Source organism: Microbacter sp. GSS18, assembly GCA_029319145.1.
Lineage (GTDB): Bacteria > Actinomycetota > Actinomycetes > Actinomycetales > Microbacteriaceae > Microbacterium.
Map to the genome: position 1 here is coordinate 2415158 of CP119753.1, position 22568 is coordinate 2437725.

Sequence of the window (22568 nt, forward strand, 5' to 3'; positions counted from 1 at the left end):
CCCTCCACCCGGAGTCGAAAGAGTAGTAGTTTCTGTGATCCGCTTCGACAACGTCTCGGTCCGCTACCCGACCGGCACGCTCGGACTCGACGGCATCGACCTCGAGATCCCGGACGGCCAGTTCGTCGTGGTTGTGGGCCTGTCCGGCGCCGGGAAGTCGACCCTGGTGCGCACCATCAACGGACTCGTCCCGACCACCTCGGGAACCCTCCAGGTCGACGATCGCGTCGTCAGCGGCGCGAGCAAGCGGCAGCTCCGGCGCCTGCGGGCCCAGGTCGGCATGATCTTCCAGTCGTTCAACCTGGTCACGCGCACGAGCGTCATGAACAACGTCCTCGTCGGCCGCCTGCACGCCACGCCGCTGTGGCGATCGATGCTGGGCCTGTTCAGGCACAGCGATCGCGAGCTGGCGTTCGAGGCCCTCGAGCGCGTCGGCATCGTCGACAAGGCGTGGGTGCGCGCCTCGCAGCTCTCGGGCGGGCAGCAGCAGCGCGTCGCGATCGCCCGCGCCCTGGCCCAGGAGCCGAAGGTGATCCTCGCCGACGAGCCGGTGGCCTCTCTCGACCCGCCGACGGCCAACCAGGTCATGCGCGACCTCGAGCGCATCAACCGCGAACTCGGCATCACGACCGTCGTCAACCTTCACTTCCTGGATCTGGCCCGCCGCTACGGCCAGCGCATCATCGGGATGCGCCAGGGTCGCATCGTCTTCGACGGCACGGCCGACGAGGCCGACGACGCCGTCTTCGAGGAGATCTACGGGCGTTCCCTGACGGCGTCCGACGTCCTCCCGGGCGACGAGAGCCCGACGACCGCGACGACGGGCGACGCACCGTCATGACCAGCGTCGCCCCCGCCGCGCGTCCGGCGCCGGCCGCGCCCCGCCGCCCGACCAAGCCCCGCCCGTCGTGGACGCTGTGGGCCGGACTGGCAGCCGCGGCCGTCCTGACGGTGTGGGCGGGACTCGGCATCGACTTCACACTCGTGCCGCTGTTCACCGACTTCGCCCGCGGATGGGTGGTCATCGAGCAGTTCCTCGCACCCAACTGGGGGTTCATCTTCCAGGTCGGCAACGCGTGGTTCGAGACGCTGTCGATCGCCGTGCTCGCCAGCCTCGTCGGCTGCACCGCGGGCCTCATCGCCGCGATGCTCGCGTCGAACGTCACCCTGAGCAATCCCGTCGCCCACCAGGTCGTCAAGTGGTCGCTGTCGGTCGTGCGCTCGATCCCCGACATCGGCTACGCGTTCCTGTTCGTCGCCCTCGTGGGCGTCGGCTCGCTCGCCGGCATCCTGGCGCTGATCATGTTCAACCTGGGCATCGTCGCGAAGCTCACCAGCGAGTCGATCGACGCCGTCGACCGGGGCCCGATCGAGGCCGTGGACGCGTCGGGCGCGAGCGGCGTCGACCGCGCACGCTGGGCGGTGTACCCGCAGGTCCTCCCGAACTTCCTGAGCTACAGCCTGTACGTGTTCGAGCTGAACATCCGCGCCTCGATCGTGATCGGCCTCGCCGGCGCCGGCGGCATCGGCAACGTCATCATCGTCCAGCTCGGCCGCTTCGCATGGGAGAACGTCTCGGCACTGTTCATCGCGACGTTCGTCGTCGTGCTGCTGGTCGACATCGCATCGCAGGTCATCCGGCGGAGGATCACGTGAGCGCCCCCGCGCTGCGGCCGACGCCGCCGAGCAAGCTGTGGCCGACGATCTGGCTGGTCGTGTCGGCGGTCATCGTCGTGCTGGCGATCTGGGCCGTCGACGCCAACTGGGCGCGCATGCTCGACCTCCCCGGATCGTTCGTGAATTACGCCGGGCTCATGAGCGAAGGCGTCGTGGAGAACCCGCTCGCCGACCCGTGGAGCGAGTACTGGACGCTCGCGACGAGCCGCATGCTCGAGTCGGTGCAGATGGCGTGGATCGGCACGCTCATCGGCGCAGTGCTGTCGCTGCCGCTGGGATTCCTCGCGGCGCGCACGATCGCGCCGGCCGGTGTCGTGGTGGTCGTGCGTCAGTTCCTGAACGCGATCCGCGCCCTCCCCGAGATCGTCCTGGCGATCGTGCTGATCATGCCCATCTTCGGTCTCGGCCCCCTCACCGGCGCCCTCGCGCTCGGCGTGGGCTCGATCGGAACACTCGGCAAGCTCACCGCCGAGGCGGTCGAGTCCATCGATCCCGGCCCCGTCGAGGCGGCGGTCGCGTCGGGCGCGCGCGCCTCGCAGCGCATCCGGTGGGCGATCCTGCCGCAGGCCCTGCCCGAGATCGTCGCGTTCTGGCTGTACCGGTTCGAGATCAACATCCGCGCGAGCGCCGTCCTGGGCGTCATCGGCGCAGGCGGAATCGGGTCGCTGCTGTCGCAGCTGTTCAACCGGCGCGAGTGGGCGCAGATCGGCATCACGCTCGTGGTGATCATCGTGGTGACGATCCTGGTCGACACCGTCTCGGGAGCGGTGCGCGCGCGCATCATCTCGGGCGGCAGCCGCCGTACGCGTCGGCGCGAGCGTCGCGAAGAAGCCGAAGCGATCGTCTGAGCGCAGGCTCGACCTTTCCCGGTCGCCCGCCGGCGCCCCATCCCGGCGTCCCTGGCATCCGTGTCCCACTGCTGGCCGCCTGCGGCGACGCCGGGCGGCCAGAAGTGGGACACAGACCGATGAGAGGGCCGACCGGAGACGGACGCCGACCGGGGGCGGATGCCGACCCGGGGACGGGATGCGGTGGGAGCGGAGACGGATGCCGACCGGGAGCGGATGCCGACCCGGGAGCGGATGCCGACCCGGGAGCGGATGCCGGCCCGGGGACGGGATGCGGCAGGAGCCGGGACAGATGCGGCGACGGACCGAATGCGCCCGGATCCACGATTGGGCAAGCGTTTTCCAGCAAACTGGGGAACAATGGAGGACATGCGCACAGAACGCGACGGAGCTCCTGTCCGATGACCGCCGACTCACCGATCCGCGCCGCCGTCGTGGGCGCCGGGGGCATCGCCCGCGGCATCCACCTGCCGGCTCTCGCCGCGCACCCCGAGATCGAGATCGCCGCCGTGGTCGACGTCGACGCCGAGCGTGCCCGCGAGACGGCCGACGAGTTCGGCGTGACGGATGCCTTCACCGACGTCGCCGCGATGCTCGCGGCATCCGCCCCCGACCTCGTGGTCGTGGCCACTCCCCCCGGCGCCCACAAGGGCGCCACCATCGCCGCCCTCGACGCCGGCGCCTGGGTGTGGTGCGAGAAGCCCCCGGCGCTGAGCCTCGCCGACTACGACGAGATGGCCGCGCACGAGGGCGAGAGCGGCCCGTACGCCTCCTACGTCTTCCAGCATCGCTTCGGCTCGGCGGGACGGCGCCTGCGCCGTCACCTCGACGAGGGGACGCTCGGCGCCCCGCGCGTGGCCCAGTGCCACACGCTCTGGTACCGAGACGACGCCTACTTCGAGGTCCCGTGGCGTGGGAAGTGGGCGACCGAAGGGGGCGGCCCCACGATGGGGCACGGCATCCACCAGATGGATCTGGCGCTGTCGATCCTGGGCGACTGGTCCGAGGTCACCGCCATGATGGGGACCCTCGCGCGCGACACCGAGACCGAGGACGTCTCGGCCGCGATCGTGCGGCTGGAGTCCGGCGCGATGTGCGTCATGACCAACAGCCTCCTGTCGCCGCGCGAGTCGAGCCTGCTGCGGTTCGACTTCGACGACGCCACCGTCGAGGTCGAGCACCTCTACGGCTACGACAACTCGCACTGGCGCTGGACGCCGGCGCCGCACGTCGAGGCCGCCCAGGCCGACGACTGGGTCCCCGACACCGACGAGGCGAGCTCGCACGCCGCGCAGCTGCGCGTGCTCGTCGACGCGTACCGCCGCGGCGAGCGCCCGCCCGCGAGCGGCGCGGACGGGCGGCGCAGTCTCGAGCTGGTTGCGGGGATGTACAAGTCCGCCGTCGAGGGCCGGCCGGTCCGGCGCGACGAGCTCACCCCCGACGACCCCTTCGCCCGCGCCATGCACGGCGGCGACCCGGCCGCCGCCGCGCGGGCCTTCGGGAAGGAGCCGGCCCGTGTCTGACTTCTCGATCGCGCTGACCGGCACCGAGGCCGTCGTGACCGCGGGCGGCGTCGACATCGCGCACTACGTGTTCGACCCGGGCGGGGCGGATTCCGAGGGCCCGAAGCCCTACATGCACCCGGTCCGCGCCCTCGACGGAGCCGTCCTCTCGGCCTTCCGCCCGTGGGATCACCGCTGGCACAAGGGTCTGCAGATGACGTGGACCGCCGTGTCGGGCCAGAACTTCTGGGGCGGCCCGACGTATCAGCGCGACACCGGCTACGTTCAGCTCGACAACGTCGGGCGCATGCGCCACGACCGCTTCACGACGATGACGGATGCCGGGGACGACGTGTCGTTCACCGAGGAGCTCACGTGGATCACGCAGGCGGGCGACGAGTGGTTCACCGAGACGCGCACCCACCGGTTCCACGGTCTCGACGCCGCGCGGGGCTTCTGGATGCTCGACTTCGCCACGACGCTGCGCAACGTCTCGGACCGCGAGCTCGAGCTCGGCAGCCCCACCACCGAGGGACGGCCGAACGCCGGCTACACCGGCTTCGCGATCCGCATGCCGCGCGCGTGGACCGGCGGCCGCGTGCTGTCGGCCGACTCCGACGACGCCGATGCGCTCATGGGCGCCGAGACCGCGTGGCTCGCCCTGTCGGGCGAGCACGACGAGGTCGACGGGGGCGGCACGGTGCTCGTCTTCGCCGGCGTCTCGACCGGCGCGCCCGCCGTCAGATGGTTCGTGCGCAGCGAGCCGTTCCCGATCATCAGCCCGTCGGCGTCCTTCGACGAGCCGATCGTCCTCGCACCCGGAGACGACGTCTCGCTGTCGCACCGCCACGTGTTCCTCGACAGCATCCCCGACGCCGACGACGTTCGGGCGCTCGCGACGGAGCTGGCGCCGTGAGCGACACTCCCCCGCTGTTCCCCGGCGGCGTGGCCGTCAGCGGCCTGCAGGTCTACGACTGGCAGGCCGAGGACGGATGCCGCGGCGGCTCGCCGCACCTGCACACCGCATCGAGCGAGGGATATGTCGTCACGGGCGGCACGGGCGAGGTGCACACCATCTCGGCCGCAGGCCGGGCCGTCCACGCCCTCGAGCCGGGCGAGGTCGTCTGGTTCTCGCCGGGCACCGTCCACCGGCTCGTGAACCACGGCGATCTCGAACTCGTCGTCGTCATGCAGAACACCGGGCTCCCCGAGGCCGGCGACGCCGTGCTGACCTTCCCCGTCGATGTGCTGGACGATCCGGATGCGTATCGACGCGCCGCGACGGTGCCGGCCGCCGGCTCGGAAGCCGACCGCGCCGAGGCCGTGCGTGCCCGCCGGGACCTGGCGCTGCGCGGCTACCGGCAGCTCCTGGACGACCTCGAGGCGCACGGGCCCGCGGCGCTCGCTGCGCTCCACAGGCGCGCCGCGCGTCTGGTGCAGCCGAGCGTCGAGCGCTGGCAGCGCCTGTGGTCGGCGACGGTCGAGACCGAGACCGCGAGGACCGCAGCGCAGCTCGACCGCCTCGCGTCGGGCGAGCCCGGCATCCTCGCCGAGGCCGCCGTCGTCCGCGGCGAGCGGACTCCCGGCGAGCGCGGCTACGGCATGTGCGGGCGCCTGCAGACGTGGGACTGGCCGTCCCCCGAAGAGCCCGGCTCCTGACGCGACGACGCGTCGCCCGACCCCTGAGCGAGGGCGCGTCGCCACCCGCGCTCGAGGGCGGCCCTCGAGCCCTGAGCGAGGACGCGCAGCGACCGAGACGAAGCGCGCCCCGCGGCCGAGGCGAAGGACTCCCCGCGGCCGGACGCGCGAAGGCCCGGCACCCTCTCGAGGATGCCGGGCCCTTTCGCAATCCCGCTAGCGCACCCGCACCGTCAGCTCCTTCGAGCTGGTGGCGCCGGCCGCGTTGGAGAACTCGGCCACGTACGTGTACGTGCCCGGGCCTCGACCCACGACGTACGTGGACACGTGCTGCGCATCGGGGCTCGCCGCAACGAGCTCCTGCTCGTCGATCAGAACCCCGTCCTCGTACAGCCGATACAGCGTGCCGTTGGTACCCCACCACAGGTCGGCGCTGACGGTGTAGTTGCCGTCCCCGTCCCGGTTGTCGTGCGACAGCCGGGGCGCGGCGGGCGCGGCTTCGCTCACCCGAACGGTCACCGACTTCGTCTCGGTCGTGCCCGCCGCGTTGACGAGCTCGCCGGTGTAGACGTAGGTGCCGTTGCTCTTGCCGGACACCTCGACGGTCGCGATCTGTGGGTTCGGCGAGTCCGGCTCGAGCAGCTGCGTCGAGATGAGCTCACCGTCCTCGTACAGACGGAACACCGATCCGTTGACGCCCCACCACAGGTTCATCGAGATCGTGTAGGTGCCGTCGCGCAGTCCGTTCTCCCAGCCCGAGTTCGACGAGAGGTGACCGCGGCCGGGGGCCTCGGTCGCGCCCTCGTCCGCGAAGACCAGGATCTGCGCGGTCCGGGTCGAGACCAGGCCGTCGTGGTTGACCGCGCGCACCGACAGCGTGTGCGGGCCGACCAGGCCGTCCAGCTCGACGACGTCGCCGTTGGCGACGGGCTCGCCGTCGAACGCGATGTCGAGGTTGCGGACTCCCGACTCGGGGTCCTCGGCCGTCACGTCGACGGTGAGCGAACCCGACTCCGGCACGAGCGACCCGTCGGCAGGGAGGCCGGACAGCACCGGTGGGGTGTCGTCCGATCCGCCCGCGGGCGAGCCCGTGACCGCGATCGAGGGCAGCGGAGGCTCCGCCATGCCGTCTCCGATGAAGAAGCTCGGCCACGGCGGCTGGTTGTAACCGGTGTTCTGCCACGCGACGGCCGTGCGGTACATGGTGTCGTGCATCAGGGTCGGGATGCGCAGATCCGTCTCGTCGGTGGTCGAGTAGATGCGCAGCTCGCTCGAGTCGGCCGAGCGCCACGCGATCTCCTCGCGCCAGTCCCCGAAGAGGTCGGCCTGCACGTTCGGCGTTCCCTTGGTGCCGTTGTTCGACCGGGCCCCGGAGTCTTCGAGGATGATCTCCTCCTCCTGGGTCTCCCAGTTCCACTTCGCCACCGTCGGGGTGCCGTAGTAGGGCTCCTGGTAGAACGTGTGGTCCACGATCTCGCGCAACGGGTCGCCGTCGAACCAGGCCATGAAGTTGGCCGCGGGGATGGTGTCGCCGATGCGCGTGCCGTCGGCCGCCATCAGGTATCCCTCCCTGCTGTTCCACGAGGCGTCGCCGCCGATCGCCCAGCTCTCGGCGCCGGCGTAGCGCGGGTCGATGTCGCCCGAGGCGGCACGGCCCGTGTCGACGGTCGCCGGGATCTCCCACAGGATCTCGCCGGTGCGCGAGTCGCGCATCGTGCCGCCGCGGTTCTCTGACCGGAACATGTCCTCGTGCGCCGAGAACGTCTCGAAGCCGGGACGGCTCGGATCGAGGTCGCTGGTGTGCTGCGCGTCGCCGTGCCCGAGGCCCGTCGAGTAGAGCAGCTCGCCGTCGTCGTCGACCGTGGCCGATCCGAAGAGCACCTCGTCCTTGCTGTCACCGTCGACGTCCGCGACCGCGAGCGAGTGGTTGCCCTGGCCGTACAAGCCGTAGGAACCGTCATCGGCCGAATCGATCACCCATCGTTCGATGAGCTTCTCGCCGTCGAAGTCGTAGGCGGCCATCACGGCGCGGGTGTAGTACCCGCGGCTGAACAGCGCGCTCGGCTTCTCGCCGTCGAGATAGGCGACACCGGCGAGGAACCGGTCGACCCGGTTGCCGTACCCGTCGCCCCAGGCCCCGACATCGCCGCGCTCGGGGGTGTAGTCGATCGTGTCGATCGCCGCGCCCGTCCGCCCGTCGAACACCGTCAGGTACTCCGGCCCGCTCAGCACGTACCCCGAGCTGTTGCGGTGGTCGGCGCTGGCGTTCCCGATCGGCTGACCGACGCCGTCGATCGTCCCGTCACCGGTCTTCACGATCAGTTCCGCCCCGCCGTTCCCGTCGAAGTCGTAGACCATGAAGTGGGTGTAGTGAGCGCCGGCGCGGATGTTCACGCCGAGGTCGATCCGCCACAGACGCGTGCCGTCGAGGCGGTAGGCGTCGAGGTAGACGTTCCCGGTGTAGCCGGCCTGCGAGTTGTCCTTCGCGTTGGACGGGTACCACTTGACGACGTACTCGTACTGCCCGTCGCCGTCCACATCGCCGACGCTGACGTCGTTCGCCGTGTACGAGTAGGGCTGGCCGTCCTTCGTGTACGAGTCGGCCGGCTTCCGCAGCGGCACCGGGACGTAGTCGGCCGCCTGCACGGCGAACTCCTCGGTCTCGGTGGTCTCCACGTCGTTCAGCACCTTGGTGACGAAGTAGGTGGAGTCCGCCGTGCCGTCTGCGTCGAGCAGGTTGGTCGAGTCCGAGATCGGCTCGTCCGTGATCTGCGTCCCGTCGCGGTACACGTGGAAGGCGACGGATGCCGGGTCGGTGCCGAGCAGTCGCCACGTCACCAGCACGCCCTCGTCGGTCTGCACCGCCAGCGGAGCCCGGTCGAGATACTCGGCCTGCCGCTGCAGCACCGTGACCGCCTCGGTCTCCAGCTGCTCCGACGCAGGACCGGTGCCGCCGGCGTTCACCGAGATCACCGTGTAGTAATACGGGATCGTGGTGAGCACCTCGGCGGCGTCCGTGTACCGGTTGGTGTCGGCGACGCCGACCAGCTCGCCCTGCTCACCGGCGACCGTCGACCGGAACACCAGATGATAGAGCGCGTCGACGGGCGCGGCCCATCCGATCTCCACCTCGCGCTTCTCGATGCGCTGCACCGACAGGTCGGCGGGCGCGGCCGGGACGTCGACGCTCTCGTCGATGAACGACACCTCGACGGTCGAGGACGGCACCGACTCCAGGTCGGTCTGATCGACCGCGGTCACGTGGTACGCGTAGTCGAGGCCGACCCGCGCGCTCGTGTCCACGAACGCGGGCTCGCCGACCACGCCCACGAGCACCGGATCGGTGTCGAACGGCGACTGACGGTACACGTTCCAGGTCAGGCCCGGCTCGTCGTCCCACGCCAGCGACACCGTCGGCGCCGCCGGGTCGGCGTCGATTCCGATCAGCTCGAACCCGGTCGGGCCGAGGAGGATCGGCGTGACCTCGAGTCCGTTGAAGCGCGTGCCCGCGGCGCTGCCGTAGGCCTCGACGTTCAGCTGCCCGTCGGTGACGAGGAACGGCCCGCGAAGGGTCTCGTTCACGCCGCCGCGCCCGGCGTTTCCGGTGCCGGCGTCGCGCCCCTCGACGCGGAAGCTGGTGCGCGTGGTTCCGATCCAGTCGCCCGAGTACGTCTTCACCGAGTACGTGCCGTTGGGCACGTCCAGCATGAAGGTGTTCGAGTCGCCGGGGAGCATGAAGTCGCGCACGAGGTCGTTCGCGGCACCGCCGGCATCGCCGCGGTCACGGCCGGCGTTCCAGGCCAGCGGCGTCTCGAAGCCGTAGCCGCGGTCCTCGGAGTAGCCCATGTCGGGCGTCACCTCGGTGTAGCCGGGCATCAGCGGATTGCCGGTCAGCTGGAAGTCGAACTTGTACAGCGCCTCCTTGGTGGTGAAGCGCACGGCGTCGCTCGGCTCGGAGTCGCCTCGGCCGTTGACCGCCACGACGTAGTACTCGTACTCGACGCCCTCCTCGAGTCCCTGCACGATGGAGCTGGTCTGCGTGACGCTGCCCACCAGGGCGAACTCGCCCTCGGGGTCCGAAACGGTCCGGCGGTAGATCTTGTAGATGTCGGCCGTCGGCGAGGCGTCCCACTGGAGCGTCGCGCCGCCGTTGCTGATGGCTCCGGCCACCAGGTTCCGAGGGGCGACAGGCACCTCGGCGGGCGGCTCGACGTCGACGACCTTCTCCGAGAGCGGGTCGGCGAGGTCGGCGACGTCCTGAGCGATCAGGCGGGCCATCTGGATGGCGCCGTACTCCTGGAAGTGCGTGTCGTCGACCGTTCCGGACGGACGGTTGGGGAAGATGCCCGGGTCGACGTGCAGGAAGACCGCCTTGGCCGCCTCGGGCCCGATCTCGTTCAGGTAGGCGCGGCTGGAGGCCGACAGGTCGACCAGCAGCACGTCCTCCTCGACCGCGAGCTCGGTCATCTTCGCCACGTACTCGGGGAAGCTGACGTTGAACTCGCCGGTCTCGGCGTCGAAGCTGCGCCGTGACACCGGCGTGACCAGGATCGGGGTCGCGCCGCGCTGACGCGTCCCCTCGACGTAGACCCGCAGGTACTCCTTGTAGTCCTCGGGGCTGGCGTACCGGTCGTCGACGCCCTGCGTGGCATCGTTGTGGCCGAACTGGATCAGGTGGTAGTCGCCGGGGCGGATCGCTCGCAGGATCTCGTCGAGACGCCCCTGCGTGATGAAGTTCTTCGACGAGCGGCCGCCGATCGCGTGGTTGGCGAAGGCGACGTCGTCGGCGAAGAACCGGTCGATCATCTGCCCCCAGCCCGCCTGCGGCGCGTAGGCGATCGGGTCGTAGGTCTGCACCGTCGAGTCGCCCGAGATGTAGGTCGTGGTGATGGCGCCGGCCAGTCGACCGGGAAGGCGCGTGATGGTCAGCGCGTTCAGCGCCGCCGTCTCGCCGCCGCCCAGCTCCAGCGTCAGCATGCCGTCGACCAGCGCGATCGTGAAGGCCATCTCGAGGTAGTCGCCCGCCAGCTGCGGGTTCTGCTGCACCTTCTGGATGGACTCGGCCGTGATCGTGAGCACGCTCTCGGCCTCGGCGTCACCGGCGATGAGCTGCACCGCGTAGTCGCCCTCGCCGAGGTCGATCTCGAAGACGCCGCCGTCGGCCGCGACGAAGTCGTCGCGCAGCGCGTCGTCGCCGCCGCGGTCGACGTCGGGCGCCTCCGCGGTCGGGAGTGCGGTGAAGCCGTATCCCCACTCGGGGTCGAACGCCGTGGCGCTCGTGACCGGGAGCGCACCCTCCGCGACGGCGCCCGGGCCGAAGTCGAACGTCACGACCTCACCGTCGGGCAGCGGATCCGGCGAGATGTACACGGGCGCGTCGACGATCGTCGCCGGCGACGTTCCGGCGGGGTTGCTCGCGGTGACGCGGTAGCTGTGGGCGACGTCGGTGTCGACGCCGGAGTCGGTGTAGCCCGGCACATCGACCGTGCCGAGCACGGCGAAGTCCTCGGTGCCGACGGGAGCCCGCTCGACGAGGTAGGTCTCGGCGTTGGGCACGGCCGACCACGTGAGCACGACCGCGTCGGTGGTGACCTGGGCGACCGCGAGGTCGGATGCCGCGACGGGGATCTCGAGCTCGGGGATCTCGCCGCTGGCGACCACGGCCGAGGGGTCGGACACCACGTCGTACGCGCTCACGCCGATCACGCGGTACGCGTACGATCCGCCGACGGTGACCGAGTCGTCGGCGTAGTCGGTCTCGGCCACCTCGGCGACCGCTGCGAACGCGCCCACCTCGCCGGATGCATCGACGTCGGCGCGCTCGACCGTGTAGGCCGCGGCGCCGTCCGAGGCGCTCCAGCCGAGCTCGACGACGTTGTACGCCACGCGCGTGATGACGACGTCGGCGGGGACCGTGGGCACGACCGGTGCGATCTCGATGCCATTGACGAGCCCGGCGATGCCGCTGCCCGAGAAGCCGGCGGTGAGCTGGCCGTCCTCGACGACGGTGCGGAAGGTCTCGGTGACGGCGGCCCGGCGTGCCGACACCCGGCCGACCTCCTCGCCCTCCAGGGTCACATCCGTCGTGACGGTGCTGGTCCCGTCGAGCTGGTCGCCGGACGTCACGGCGACGTCGTACTCGCCGTCGGGGAGGTCGACGACGAACTCGAACGTTCCGCCCCCGACCCAGTCGTTGGTCATCGGATCGGCGGGGTCGGTGCTTCCGGTGCGGTCGCGCGAGATGAGCGACACCCCGTCCGCGGTGACGATGCCGAAGCCGGCCTCGGCGTCGTACGCCGTTCCGGGGACGACCTCGGTCCAGCCGTCGGCGACGGGGCTGGCCCCCGTGCCGAAGTCGAAGAGGTACACGCCCTCGTCGTTCGGCTCGATGCCGGTGGCGGCGGCGCCGGGGACGGCCGCCAGAAGCGCCCCGGCGACGATGGCGCTCGTGGCGGCTGCGGTGATCCTGCGCCCGCGGGCGGCGCGCGTCGGCGGTGGCGTGAAGCTGTCGTGCTCGTGTCTCGCGGCGTCTGACCGCTCGAACGGAAGGGGCACGGTTCCTCCTTGTGTCTGCATCGGCAAAGGAGCGAACGGATGCCGCGGCCGTGCGGCATCCTCTCGCGGTGAACCGGGCGCGTACGGACTCGAGCCCTGTCGGTGTTCAGTTGCCGCCGGCCGGCGCCGGCGTTTCGGACCCCTCGCTGGAAAACGCATTCCCAGCGAAGGTGCGAGCAGTCTCGCACGACCGGCGAGCGCTTGGCAAGGGCTTTCCGAAACGTTTCTCGATGCTCCGCGCGTCGGTTGCGCGGCGCCGCGGACCTGCCCTAACCTCGGCCGCGAAACGTTTCACGCTCGCCGTCGAGGTGATTACGGACCTCCTCGGCGGCGGGCACCCTTCGCGCGGCGAGACGCCCGCCGACGGGACCGCGGGCCGGGGTTCCGGCGCTCTCGGCACGGTCTCCTACGATGGGTCCCACCCGGGCTCCGCGCGCAGCGACGGCGCCGACAGATGACGAGACGAGGTGCGATGAGGCGAGTCGGGATCCGCGATGTCGCCGCACGCGCCGGCGTGTCGATCAGCACCGTGTCGAACGCCCTGAACCGACCCGATCTGGTGAGCGAGAAGCTCGTGGCCCGCGTGCGGGACGCCGCCGATCAGCTCGGCTACGTGCCTCTCCACGCCGCGCAGCAGCTGCGTGCCGGCCGCAGCGGACTGCTGGGGATGACCGTCATCAACATCGCCAACCCCTACTTCGCCGAACTCGTCGCCGGCGCCGAGGACGCCGCATCCGCCGCCGGGATGCGCGTGCTCGTGGGCAACAGCAGCGACGACATGACCAAGGAGCGCGATCACCTCGAGCTGTTCGAGCGCGTGCAGGTCGAGGGGGCGCTCGTGAGCCCCTTCGGCGACACCGGGCCGTGGCTCGAGCGGCTGCGCCGCCGGGGCATCCCGGTCGTGCTGGTCGATTCGGTCGACGACGCCGGCGAGCTCCCCTCGGTGTCCTTCGACGACGTCGCCGGCGGACGCCTCGCCGCCGAGCACCTGCTGGCGGCGGGACGACGGCGACTGGCGTTCGTCGGCGCGCGCGAAGAGGTGCGCCAGGTGCGGGAACGCCTCCAGGGCGCCCGCCAGGCGGTGGCGGCCGTGGACGGCGCGACGATCGAGCCCGTGTGGACCCAGCGCACGACATCGACGACCGGCCGGGCTCTCGGCGCCGATATCGCCGCACGGCCCGCCGGCGACCGCCCCGACGGCATCCTGACCTCGAACGACCACCTCGCCATCGGCGTGCTGCACGGCCTGGTCTCGGGCGGCATCCGCATCCCCGACGACATCGCGGTCGTCGGCTACGACGACATCGAGTTCGCGGCCATCGCGACGGTCCCGCTGACCTCTGTGCGGCAGCCCGCGCGCGAGATGGGTCGCACCGCGTCCGAGCTGCTCCTGACGCTCATCGCCGGCGACGGCGGGGACCCGCCCCGGAACGTCGTGTACGAGCCCGAGCTCGTCGTGCGCGCCTCGACCACGGGCGTCAGCTGACCAGCTGGGTTCCCCGCGGCGGCTCGTCGCCGTCGGCGCGCGCGATCGCGCGCAGCGATCGCGCCGCGAACGCCCCGATGCGCCGAGCGCCCCGCTCGTGGAAGTGGGTGTCGTCGGCGAGCCCCTCGGGCCAGTGCGCGTGCTCGCCCGGCTCGAAATGGCACAGCAGATCGCGCGACGCCTCGGGCCCCAGGTCCTCGTAGAGCCACGTCGTGAAGACCGTCAGATCGATCAGCGGCACATCGACCTCGCGGGCGAGATCTCGAACCGCGTTCGGATAGTCGCCGTGCGTCGGCGTGACCCGGTCGCCGTCGAACCACCGGCGCTCGCACGACGTGCAGAGCACGGCGACGGCCCCGCACTCGCGAACGTCGGCGACGAACCCGCGCAGCCGCTCGGTGTAGCCACCCCGAGACGCGAGCGTGGCCGGTTCCTTCTGGTCGTTGTGGCCGAACTGGATCACGACGGTGTCGCCGGGTCCGACCTCTGCCAGCAGCGCCTGCCAGGCGCCGCTCGCGATGAAGGAATCGCAGGTCGCGCCGCCGAACGCGAGGTTGCGGACGGGCTCGTCGACCCACGGCGCGATGTACGAGCCCCACCCGGTCATCGGCAGTTCTTCGGGCTTGGCCGGGGCGACCGTGGAGTCGCCGGCGAGGTGGTAGGTCATGCTTCCTCCCGACTCGGCGACCCGGCGCCGCGCATCCGTCGTTACGATGTCATCATGACGCAGAAAGCGTTTACCGGCACCATCCGCATCGCTCAGGGCTCCCGCCCGGCCCGATCCGTCGTGCGCCTGCTCGCCCGTCGACCGGGCCGCATGACGCTGGCGGTCCTGGCGTTCACGATGAAGGAGATCCCGCTGTGGTTCCTCCCGGTGGTGACCGCCGAGATCATCGACATCGTCGCGACCGGGGGCGATGTCACCACCGCGCTGGTGTGGTTCGCGATCGCCGCCGGCCTGCTCCTGCAGAACTACCCGATGCACATCGTGTACACCCGCAGCTTCATGACCGTCGTGCGCGACACCGGCGCCGACCTGCGCAACGCCCTGGCCGCGCGCCTGCAGAGCCTGTCGATCGGCTACCACACGCGCGTGAGCTCCTCGATCGTGCAGACCAAGGTGGTGCGCGACGTCGAGAACGTCGAACTGATGCTGCAGCAGGTGACGCACCCGCTGCTGTCGGCGACGATGGTCATGGGCGGAGCGCTCGCGATGACGGCCGTCGCCGTACCCCAGTTCCTCCCGGTCTACGCCCTCGCGGTGCCGATCGCCATCGGCATCCGGTACGGCCTGCGCAACCGCTCGCGCGTGCGCAACGAGCTGTTCCGCCGCGAGGTCGAGGGCTTCGCCGCACGGGTCGGCGAGATGGCCTCGCTCATCCCCGTCACCCGCGCGCACGGACTCGAGCAGACCGCCGTGTCCCGTGTGGCGACGGGTGCCGACGGCGTGCGGCGCGCCGGCCTCCACCTCGACATGCTCAACGGCCACGTCGCCTCGATCTCGTGGGTGGCGATGCAGCTGCTCGGCGTCGGATGCCTCGTCCTCGCGGCGGTGTTCTCGCTCACCGGCATCCTCCCCATCACTCCGGGCGAGGTCGTGCTGCTGGCGACCTACTTCACGCTGCTCACGCAGGGCCTCACCCAGCTGCTCATGCTGATCCCGGTCGGCGCGCGAGGGCTCGAGTCGATGCGGTCGATCTCGGAGGTGCTGCAGGAGCCCGACCTCGAGCAGAACGAGGGAAAGCGCGCGGTGTCGGACGTCGGGGGGCGCCTCGACCTCGAGCGCGTGTCGCATCGCTACGACGGAGCCGATCGCGACGCCGTGCACGACGTCTCGCTGAGGATCGCACCCGGCGAGACGGTGGCCTTCGTCGGCTCGAGCGGATCGGGCAAGTCGACGATGCTCAATCTCGTGCTCGGGTTCGTCCGGCCGACCTCGGGCCGCATCCTGCTCGACGGGCAGGACATGCAGGAGCTCGATCTGCGCACCGTGCGGCGTTCGGTGTCGGTGGTGCCCCAGGAGTCCGTGCTCTTCGAGGGATCCATCCACGACAACATCTCGTACGGGCTCGAGGAGGTCACCGAGGATCGTCTGCGCGCCGCTTTGCGCGACGCGAACGCGGCCGAGTTCGTCGACGCCCTCCCCGAGGGGTGGGACACCGTGGTCGGCGAACGCGGCGCGCGGCTGTCGGGCGGTCAGCGCCAGCGCCTGGCGATCGCGCGGGCGCTCGTCCGCGATCCGCGGATACTGCTGCTGGACGAGGCGACGTCGGCGCTCGATCCCGAGTCGGAGGGACTGGTCAAGGATGCCCTCAACCGGCTGATGGCGGGCCGCACGACCCTGGTCGTCGCCCATCGACTGTCGACCATCCGCCAGGCCGACCGTATCGTCGTGCTCGAGCACGGTGAGATCGTGGAGCAGGGCGCGCACGACGAGCTGCTGGAACGCGGCGGCCGCTACGCCCACCTGCATGCGACGCAGGCGGGCGCCACCTACTGAGCCCGAGCGGAGGACAACGATGACCACCCCCACCCTGCGCTGCGCCCTCGTCGGCACCGGCGCCGTGGCCAATCTGCACGCGGCCGGCGTGGCTGCGCACCCGCGCGCCGAGCTCGTCGCCGTCACCGACATCTCGGCCGAGGCCGCCGCCGCGTTCGCCGAGCGCCACGGCGTTCCGGCCGTCCACGCCGATCTGGCCGCGCTGCTGGAGGCCGAGCGCCCCGATGTCGTGCTGATCTGCACGCCGCCGGTCGTCCACCGCGAGCAGACCCTGGCGGCGTTCGCGGCCGGCGCCCACGTCGTCGTCGAGAAGCCCCCGGCACCGAGCCTGGACGAGCTCGACGAGATGCGGGCGGCGGCCGCCGCGGCCGGCCGGCAGCTCGCGGTCGTCTTCCAGCAGCGCACCGGCACGGCGGCGGCCCATGTGAAGCGGCTGCTGGACGACGGCGCGCTCGGTCGGCCGCTCCTCGCGCAGTGCCAGACCCTGTGGTTCCGCGACGCCGACTACTTCGCCGTGCCGTGGCGCGGCAGGTGGGAGACCGAAGGCGGCGGCACGACGCTGGGGCACGGCATCCATCAGCTCGATCTGCTGGCCTTCCTGCTCGGCGACTGGGCCAGCGTCGAGGCGCGTCTGTGGCGGCTCGACCGCGAGACCGACACCGAGGACGCGTCGACGGCCACCGCCGTGTTCGCGCAGGGCACCGTCGCCCAGATCGTCTCGAGCGCCGTCTCACCCCGCCAGACCAGTTCGATCCGCATCGACACGCAGAAGGCGACGGTGACGGTCGACCATCTGTACGGCCATGGCCACGACGACTGGTCGATCACGCCTGCTCCGGGCTTCGAGGACGAGGCGGCAGCGTGGGCCCTTCCCGATGCCGAGGAGCGCAGCGACCACGCACCGCTGCTGCGCGACGTGTTCGACGCGCTGCTCGAGAACCGCGCGCTGCCACCGACGGCCGACGCGCCGGCCCGCTCGCTCGAGCTCGTGGCGGCGATCTACGCGTCCGCCGCCGCGGACGGACGCCCCGTGACGCCGGCCGACCTCGCCTCGCACCCCACCCACCGACGCGGCTTCGCGAGCCCCGTCACCGACCTGCGGAGCTGATGTGATCGACCCCGACGCACCGGCGCCGCACGAGATCTACCGCGACCCGGTCTACGACGGCGCGACCGATCCCGTCGTCGTGCGCGTCGGGCCCGGCGACTGGCGGATGCTGTACACCCAGCGCCGCGCGTCGCACCCGGACCCCGGTCCCGGCGTCGCGTGGGTGCACGGCACGCGCGTGGGCGTCGCCCGGAGCTCCGACGGCGTCCGGTGGGAGTACGCGGGCACGCTCGAGCCGGCACCGGGCGGGCTCGCACTGCGCGCCGGCCCTCCGCCCGAGACCGTCGACCGCACGCACTGGGCCCCCGACGTGATCCACGACGGCGAGCGCTGGCGCATGTACCTGACCGAGATCGACGGCATCCCGACGCAGTGGGCCGGGCACGAGCGCCGCATCGTCGAGTACGTCTCGGACGACCTCGCGAGCTGGTCCCGACGCGATGCGCTCGCGCTCGACAGCGCGTTCGTCATCGACGCCGCGGTCACGCGCTGCCCCGACGGGCGCTGGCGCCTGTGGTACAAGGACGAGGCCGCGGACTCCGTGACGAAGGTCGCCGTCTCGGCGGACCTGGCGGGATGGCGGCCGGAGGGCACCGCGATCGGCGGCCGACCCCACGAGGGGCCCTTCGTGTTCGCGCTGGGCGGGTGGTGGTGGATGATCACCGACGAATGGCGCGGCATGGCCGTCCACCGCTCGGCGGATGCCGTCGCGTGGGAGCGCCAGGGCGACGCGGACGACGTGATCCTGGGCGAGTCGGGCCCCGCCGACCGCGGCGTCCAGATCGGCCGACACGGCATGGTCGTCGTGCACGGCGACACCGCGTCGCTGTACTACTTCACGCACCCGTGGTGGGACGGCTCCGAGATCGAGGAAGCGGATGCCGCCGCGCATCGGCGCAGCGCCGTCCACGTCGCGTCGCTGGGCGTGCGCGACGGCGTGCTGGTCTGCGCGCGCTGAATCACGACAGGCGCCGCGCGCGTCCGGGTCCCTGTGACCCGACCGTTATGAATCGTTCAAGCGATTTGGCAGCCAGGCCTTGCGAAACGTTTTTTGGCCCGCTACCGTAGCGGGCAAGCGCTTTCCGTCTCAGCACCAAGGGATGCGCCCCGACACCGCAACCAACGGACAACGAGCGTCGCGAGCGGGAGAATCGAACGCAGACGTTCAAGAGAGGACAAGGATGTTCAGCAAGAAGCGGGTATTCGCCGGAGTCGCCCTCGCGACCGGCGCCGCACTGACCCTCGCCGGCTGCACCGGCAGCGGCTCGGAGTCGTCCGGCGAGTTCGACCCGAACGAAGAGGTCACCCTCGACCTCGCCTTCTGGGGCAACGACGTGCGTGCCGAGCTCTACAACGAGGTCATCGCGGCGTTCGAGGAGGAGTACCCGAACATCACGGTGAACTCCACGTTCCTCGGCTTCCCCGAGTTCTGGGAGCAGCGCCAGACCGAGGCCGCCGGCGGCAACCTCCCCGACGTCATGCAGTTCGACTACTCCTACATGCGCCAGTATTCCGAGAACGGGCTCCTGCTCGACCTCGACCCGTACCTCGGCGACATCATCGAGACCGACCCGCTGCCCGAGAACATCCTCTCGATCGGCGTCGTCGGCGGCACGACCTACGGGATCGCCACCTCGACCAACGCGTGGGGCATGTACACCAACCCGACGCTGCTCGCCGAGGTCGGCGTCGACGAGTTCGCCGGCGGCAGCTGGGACGACTACAACGACTGGATGGCCGAGGTCACCGACGCCAGCGGCGGCGAGATCTACGGCGGCACCGACTGGACGGGCCGCATCCAGAACTTCGAGGTCCAGCTGCGGTCCGAGGGCTCGTACCTGTTCAGCGACGACGGCGAGCCCGGCTTCGACGAAGCGCGCCTCGCCGAGTTCTGGGAGTCCGGCTCCGCGATCCGCGACGACGAGGTCGTCATCCCGCAGCAGCGACTCGAGGAGATCGCGCCGCTGTCCGGGTTCGGCGCTGCGCTGACCACGAGTGAGCTGACGTGGGACAACTTCGGCGGCGGCTACCTCGGCGAGCTCGGCGAGGCCTACCCCGAGCTGGGCCTGGTCGCTCCCCCGGTCACCGTCGAGGGCGCGCAGGACCTGTACCTGAAGCCGTCGATGCTGCACACGATCGGCGCGAACACCGAGCACCCCGAGGCCGCGGCCACGCTGGTGAACTTCCTGGTCAACAGCCCGCAGTCGGGTGAGATCTTCGGCACCAACCGAGGCCTGCCGGCCTCGGAGACCGCGCTCGCCGCGGCCGAGCTCGACCCGCTGAGCCAGCAGATCGCCGACTACGAGGTCTCGATCGCCGACCGTCTGGGCTCGGCCCCGCCGGTCCCGGTCGTCGGCTACGGCTCGCTGGAGGAGACCTTCCGCGTGCTCGGCACCGAGCTGGGCTTCGGCACCCTCACGGTCGACGAGGCCGTGGACCGGTTCTTCACCGAGATGGACGTCGTCCTCGGCGGCTGATCCGACTGCCCGGGGGTTCGGCTCCGCGAGATCCGGGCCCCCGGGACCCACCCCATCCCCCATCCACCCTCACCGGGAGCAATGACGTGACCACCACATCGACGAGGGCGCTCGTCACCGGCCGGCGCCTCCCCAAGGGGCGGCTGATGCCGCGCCGCCGCCGCGAAGTCCCCTCCACGCGCCCCGGTCAGCGTCGCAGGCAGCTGCGCGAGACCCTCGCCGGCTACGGGTTCCTGAGCCCGTGGCTGATCGGCTTCTTCGGCCTCACGATCATCCCGATGATCTACTCGCTGTACCTGTCGTTCACGCGCTACAACATCTTCCAGCCCCCGCGCTGGATCGGCTTCGACAACTACGTGCGGCTGTTCACCAACGACCCGCAGTTCATCCAGTCGGCGCAGATCACCCTCATCTACGTGCTCGTGGGGACACCGGTCATGCTCGCCGCAGCCCTCGGCACGGCCATGCTCCTGAACTACCGCGACAAGGGCGCCGGGTTCTTCCGCTCGGCCTTCTACGCCCCGTCGCTCATCGCCGCCTCGGTCTCGGTGGCGATCGTGTGGCGCGCACTCTTCTCCACCGACGGACCGGTCGACAACGCCCTGCAGATCTTCGGCATCAACCTCGGCGGCTGGGTCGGCAACCCCGACCTCGTCCTCCCGGCCATGATCATCCTGGCCGTGTGGCAGTTCGGCGCCACGATGGTGATCTTCCTCGCCGGCCTCAAGCAGATCCCCAAGGAGCTCTACGAAGCGGCCGAGATGGACGGTGCCGGCCCCTTCCACCGCTTCCGCGCCGTGACGATGCCGATGCTCTCGCCGGTCATCTTCTTCAACCTGCTGCTGGGCATCATCGGCGCATTCCAGGTGTTCGCGTCGGCGTACATCATCTCCAACGGCACCGGCGGCCCCGCCGGCATGACGAACTTCATCACCGTCTACCTCTACAAGCGAGGCTTCAGCGACGGCCAGATGGGCTACGCGGCCGCCATCGCCTGGGTGCTGCTGATCGTCGTGGCCATCATCGCCTTCATCCTGTTCCGCACCCAGCGCAACTGGGTCCACTACTCCGGAGACAACCGATGAGCACCGCAAGCTTCGGCGAGCCCGCCGTCCAGGAGCTCGAGCACCAGCTCGACCCGCAGACCGCCGGAACCTCCGCCCCGCCGCCCGCGCCGCGCCGCAGGATCAAGCGCAAGACGTGGCAGACCGTCATCTGGTTCGTGGTGCTCATCGCCCTCACGGCCCTCGTCCTGTACCCGCTGATCTGGCTGGTCTTCGCGACGTTCAAGCCGAACGCGGAGTTCGGGCAGAACACGGGACTGTTCCCGGAGAACCCCACGATCGACAATTACCTCAAGGTCCTCGAGGGCATCGCGGGCGTCCCGATGTGGAAGTTCTACTGGAACTCCTTCGTGCTGGCCTCGGCCGCCGTCATCGGCACCGTGATCTCGTCGGCGCTGGCCGCCTACGCGTTCGCCCGCATCCAGTTCAAGGGCCTGGCGGTGCTGTTCGCCGCGATGATCGGCACGCTGCTGCTGCCGTTCCACGTCGTGATCATCCCCCAGTACCTGCTGTTCAACAATCTCGGCATGATCGATACCTTCTGGCCGCTGATCCTGCCGAAGTTCCTCGCCACCGAGGCGTTCTTCGTGTTCCTGCTGGTGCAGTTCATGCGGCAGATGCCGCGCGACATGGACGAGGCGGCGCGCATCGACGGCGCCGGGCACGTCAGGATCTTCTGGGCGATCATCATCCCGCTGATCAAGCCCGCCCTCATCACGTGCGCGATCTTCTCGTTCATCTGGGCGTGGAACGACTTCCTGGGCCCGCTGCTGTACCTCACGAGCCCGGAGAACTACCCGCTGCCGATCGCGCTGCGCCTCTACAACGACCAGACCTCCTCGAGCGACTACGGCGCCACCGTGACCGCGTCGTTCGTCGCGCTGATCCCGATCCTGGTGTTCTTCATGGTCTTCCAGCGCTTCCTGGTCGACGGCGTCGCGACACAGGGCCTGAAGGGCTGACCGCCCCGCTCGGGTGGCAGACTCACTCATGGAGACGACGATGGATCGCAAGCAGGGTCGCGAGGCGCGCCGCGCCGATGCGGCCGCGCGCCGCGCAGATCTCGACGGCAGCGGCCCCACCGCCGGCGAGCGCGAGCCGGCGCGGTTCCCGGGCGCGACGGCGAAGTTCGCGCTGCTCGGCGAAGTGCTGCTGACCGGAGTTCTGGTCGCGCTCGTCGGCATCGCCGTGGTGACCCTGCCGGTCGCCCTCGCCGCCGGCGTCCGGCACCTGCGACGCTTCATCCGCGCCGAGGGCTCGTCGATGGCGCAGTTCTTCGGCGACGTGAAGTCGGGGCTCGTCGGCGGCATCGGCGTCGGCGCCGTCGCGGCGCTGCTCGGGCTCATCCTCTCGTTCGACATCGCGATCGCCGGGTCGGGGATGCTCCCCGGGGGCGAGGCGATGGCCGTCGTCGGATGGGTCGGACTCGCGGCCCTCGGTGTCGCACTCCTCGGCGCGGCCGGGCTGTGGACACCCGAGACCGGCTGGCGCGGCGCCGTGCGCGCCCTGCCCGGCTCGCTCGTGCGCGACATCCCCGGTGCGCTGTACCTGGCCGCCACGGCCGGCTTCGTCGGCGTCGCCACGTGGGCTCTCGCGCCGCTCATCGTCCCGGCCCTCGGCTGCGCGGCGCTCGCCGTCGTCGCCATCCCCGAGCGACCCCGGCGCCCGCGCGACTGATCCGCGCCCGCCGAACCCCGACACGCTTCGACCGAA

The 22568-nt window shown here is 70.8% G+C and carries 16 protein-coding genes; 14 read left to right on the plus strand and 2 right to left on the minus strand.

The genetic code is table 11. The annotated features are described in order from the left end of the window. Positions 1-34 precede the first annotated feature (34 nt). The 6 genes from phnC (at position 35) to P0L94_11180 (ending at position 5686) form a co-directional block, all read left to right on the plus strand. A complete protein-coding gene (gene phnC, locus P0L94_11155) occupies positions 35-841 on the plus strand; it encodes a phosphonate ABC transporter ATP-binding protein (GenBank protein WES63011.1) in 807 nt (268 codons plus the stop codon). Continuing rightward, positions 838-1656, plus strand: a complete 819-nt coding sequence (phnE, locus tag P0L94_11160) for a phosphonate ABC transporter, permease protein PhnE (protein ID WES63012.1) — start codon at positions 838-840, stop codon at positions 1654-1656. The genes phnC and phnE (P0L94_11160) overlap by 4 nt, the downstream gene beginning before the upstream one ends. Beyond that, the gene (gene phnE / locus P0L94_11165) at positions 1653-2525 is read left to right on the plus strand and encodes a phosphonate ABC transporter, permease protein PhnE (protein ID WES63013.1); all 873 of its coding nucleotides are present in this window, start codon (positions 1653-1655) and stop codon (positions 2523-2525) included. The genes phnE (P0L94_11160) and phnE (P0L94_11165) overlap by 4 nt, the downstream gene beginning before the upstream one ends. Positions 2526-2926: 401 nt before the next feature. Continuing rightward, complete coding sequence (locus P0L94_11170; GenBank protein ID WES63014.1) at positions 2927-4048, plus strand: Gfo/Idh/MocA family oxidoreductase; 1122 nt, start codon at positions 2927-2929, stop codon at positions 4046-4048. Continuing rightward, a complete protein-coding gene (locus tag P0L94_11175) occupies positions 4041-4943 on the plus strand; it encodes a PmoA family protein (GenBank protein ID WES63015.1) in 903 nt (300 codons plus the stop codon). Before P0L94_11170 ends, P0L94_11175 begins: the two co-directional genes overlap by 8 nt. Continuing rightward, complete coding sequence (locus P0L94_11180) at positions 4940-5686, plus strand: cupin domain-containing protein (protein WES63016.1); 747 nt, start codon at positions 4940-4942, stop codon at positions 5684-5686. Before P0L94_11175 ends, P0L94_11180 begins: the two co-directional genes overlap by 4 nt. A gap of 195 nt (positions 5687-5881) precedes the next feature. On the opposite strand, the gene P0L94_11185 is transcribed toward P0L94_11180, so the two are convergent. Then, on the minus strand, positions 5882-12220 hold the full coding sequence (locus tag P0L94_11185) for a fibronectin type III domain-containing protein (GenBank protein ID WES63017.1): 6339 nt from the start codon (positions 12218-12220) through the stop codon (positions 5882-5884). Between the two features lie 472 nt (positions 12221-12692). Between P0L94_11185 and P0L94_11190 the strand changes: the two genes are divergently transcribed. Further along, positions 12693-13706 (plus strand): LacI family DNA-binding transcriptional regulator, encoded by a 1014-nt coding sequence (locus tag P0L94_11190; protein ID WES63018.1) that lies wholly within the window; start codon positions 12693-12695, stop codon positions 13704-13706. Here the strand turns inward: P0L94_11190 and P0L94_11195 are convergent. Continuing rightward, positions 13699-14373, minus strand: a complete 675-nt coding sequence (locus P0L94_11195; protein WES63019.1) for a rhamnogalacturonan acetylesterase — start codon at positions 14371-14373, stop codon at positions 13699-13701. The two genes, P0L94_11190 and P0L94_11195, sit on opposite strands and share 8 nt — an antisense overlap. 54 nt (positions 14374-14427) lie before the next feature. Here P0L94_11195 and P0L94_11200 point away from each other — a divergent pair, with 54 nt between their 5' ends. The 7 genes from P0L94_11200 (at position 14428) to P0L94_11230 (ending at position 22532) form a co-directional block, all read left to right on the plus strand. Next, on the plus strand, positions 14428-16206 hold the full coding sequence (locus P0L94_11200; GenBank protein ID WES63020.1) for an ABC transporter ATP-binding protein: 1779 nt from the start codon (positions 14428-14430) through the stop codon (positions 16204-16206). Positions 16207-16225: 19 nt separating this feature from the next. Then, a complete protein-coding gene (locus P0L94_11205; protein WES63021.1) occupies positions 16226-17314 on the plus strand; it encodes a Gfo/Idh/MocA family oxidoreductase in 1089 nt (362 codons plus the stop codon). Position 17315: 1 nt separating this feature from the next. Continuing rightward, positions 17316-18272, plus strand: coding sequence for a family 43 glycosylhydrolase (locus P0L94_11210; GenBank protein WES63022.1), 957 nt, complete (start codon positions 17316-17318; stop codon positions 18270-18272). A gap of 223 nt (positions 18273-18495) precedes the next feature. Continuing rightward, positions 18496-19791 (plus strand): extracellular solute-binding protein, encoded by a 1296-nt coding sequence (locus P0L94_11215; protein ID WES63023.1) that lies wholly within the window; start codon positions 18496-18498, stop codon positions 19789-19791. An 86-nt stretch (positions 19792-19877) separates the two neighbouring features. Next, entirely contained in the window at positions 19878-20876 is a 999-nt protein-coding gene (locus P0L94_11220; GenBank protein WES63024.1) for a sugar ABC transporter permease, read from the plus strand. Continuing rightward, the gene (locus tag P0L94_11225; GenBank protein ID WES63025.1) at positions 20873-21817 is read left to right on the plus strand and encodes a carbohydrate ABC transporter permease; all 945 of its coding nucleotides are present in this window, start codon (positions 20873-20875) and stop codon (positions 21815-21817) included. The genes P0L94_11220 and P0L94_11225 overlap by 4 nt, the downstream gene beginning before the upstream one ends. Before the next feature lie 28 nt (positions 21818-21845). After that, positions 21846-22532, plus strand: coding sequence for a hypothetical protein (locus P0L94_11230; GenBank protein ID WES63026.1), 687 nt, complete (start codon positions 21846-21848; stop codon positions 22530-22532). Positions 22533-22568 lie beyond the last annotated feature (36 nt).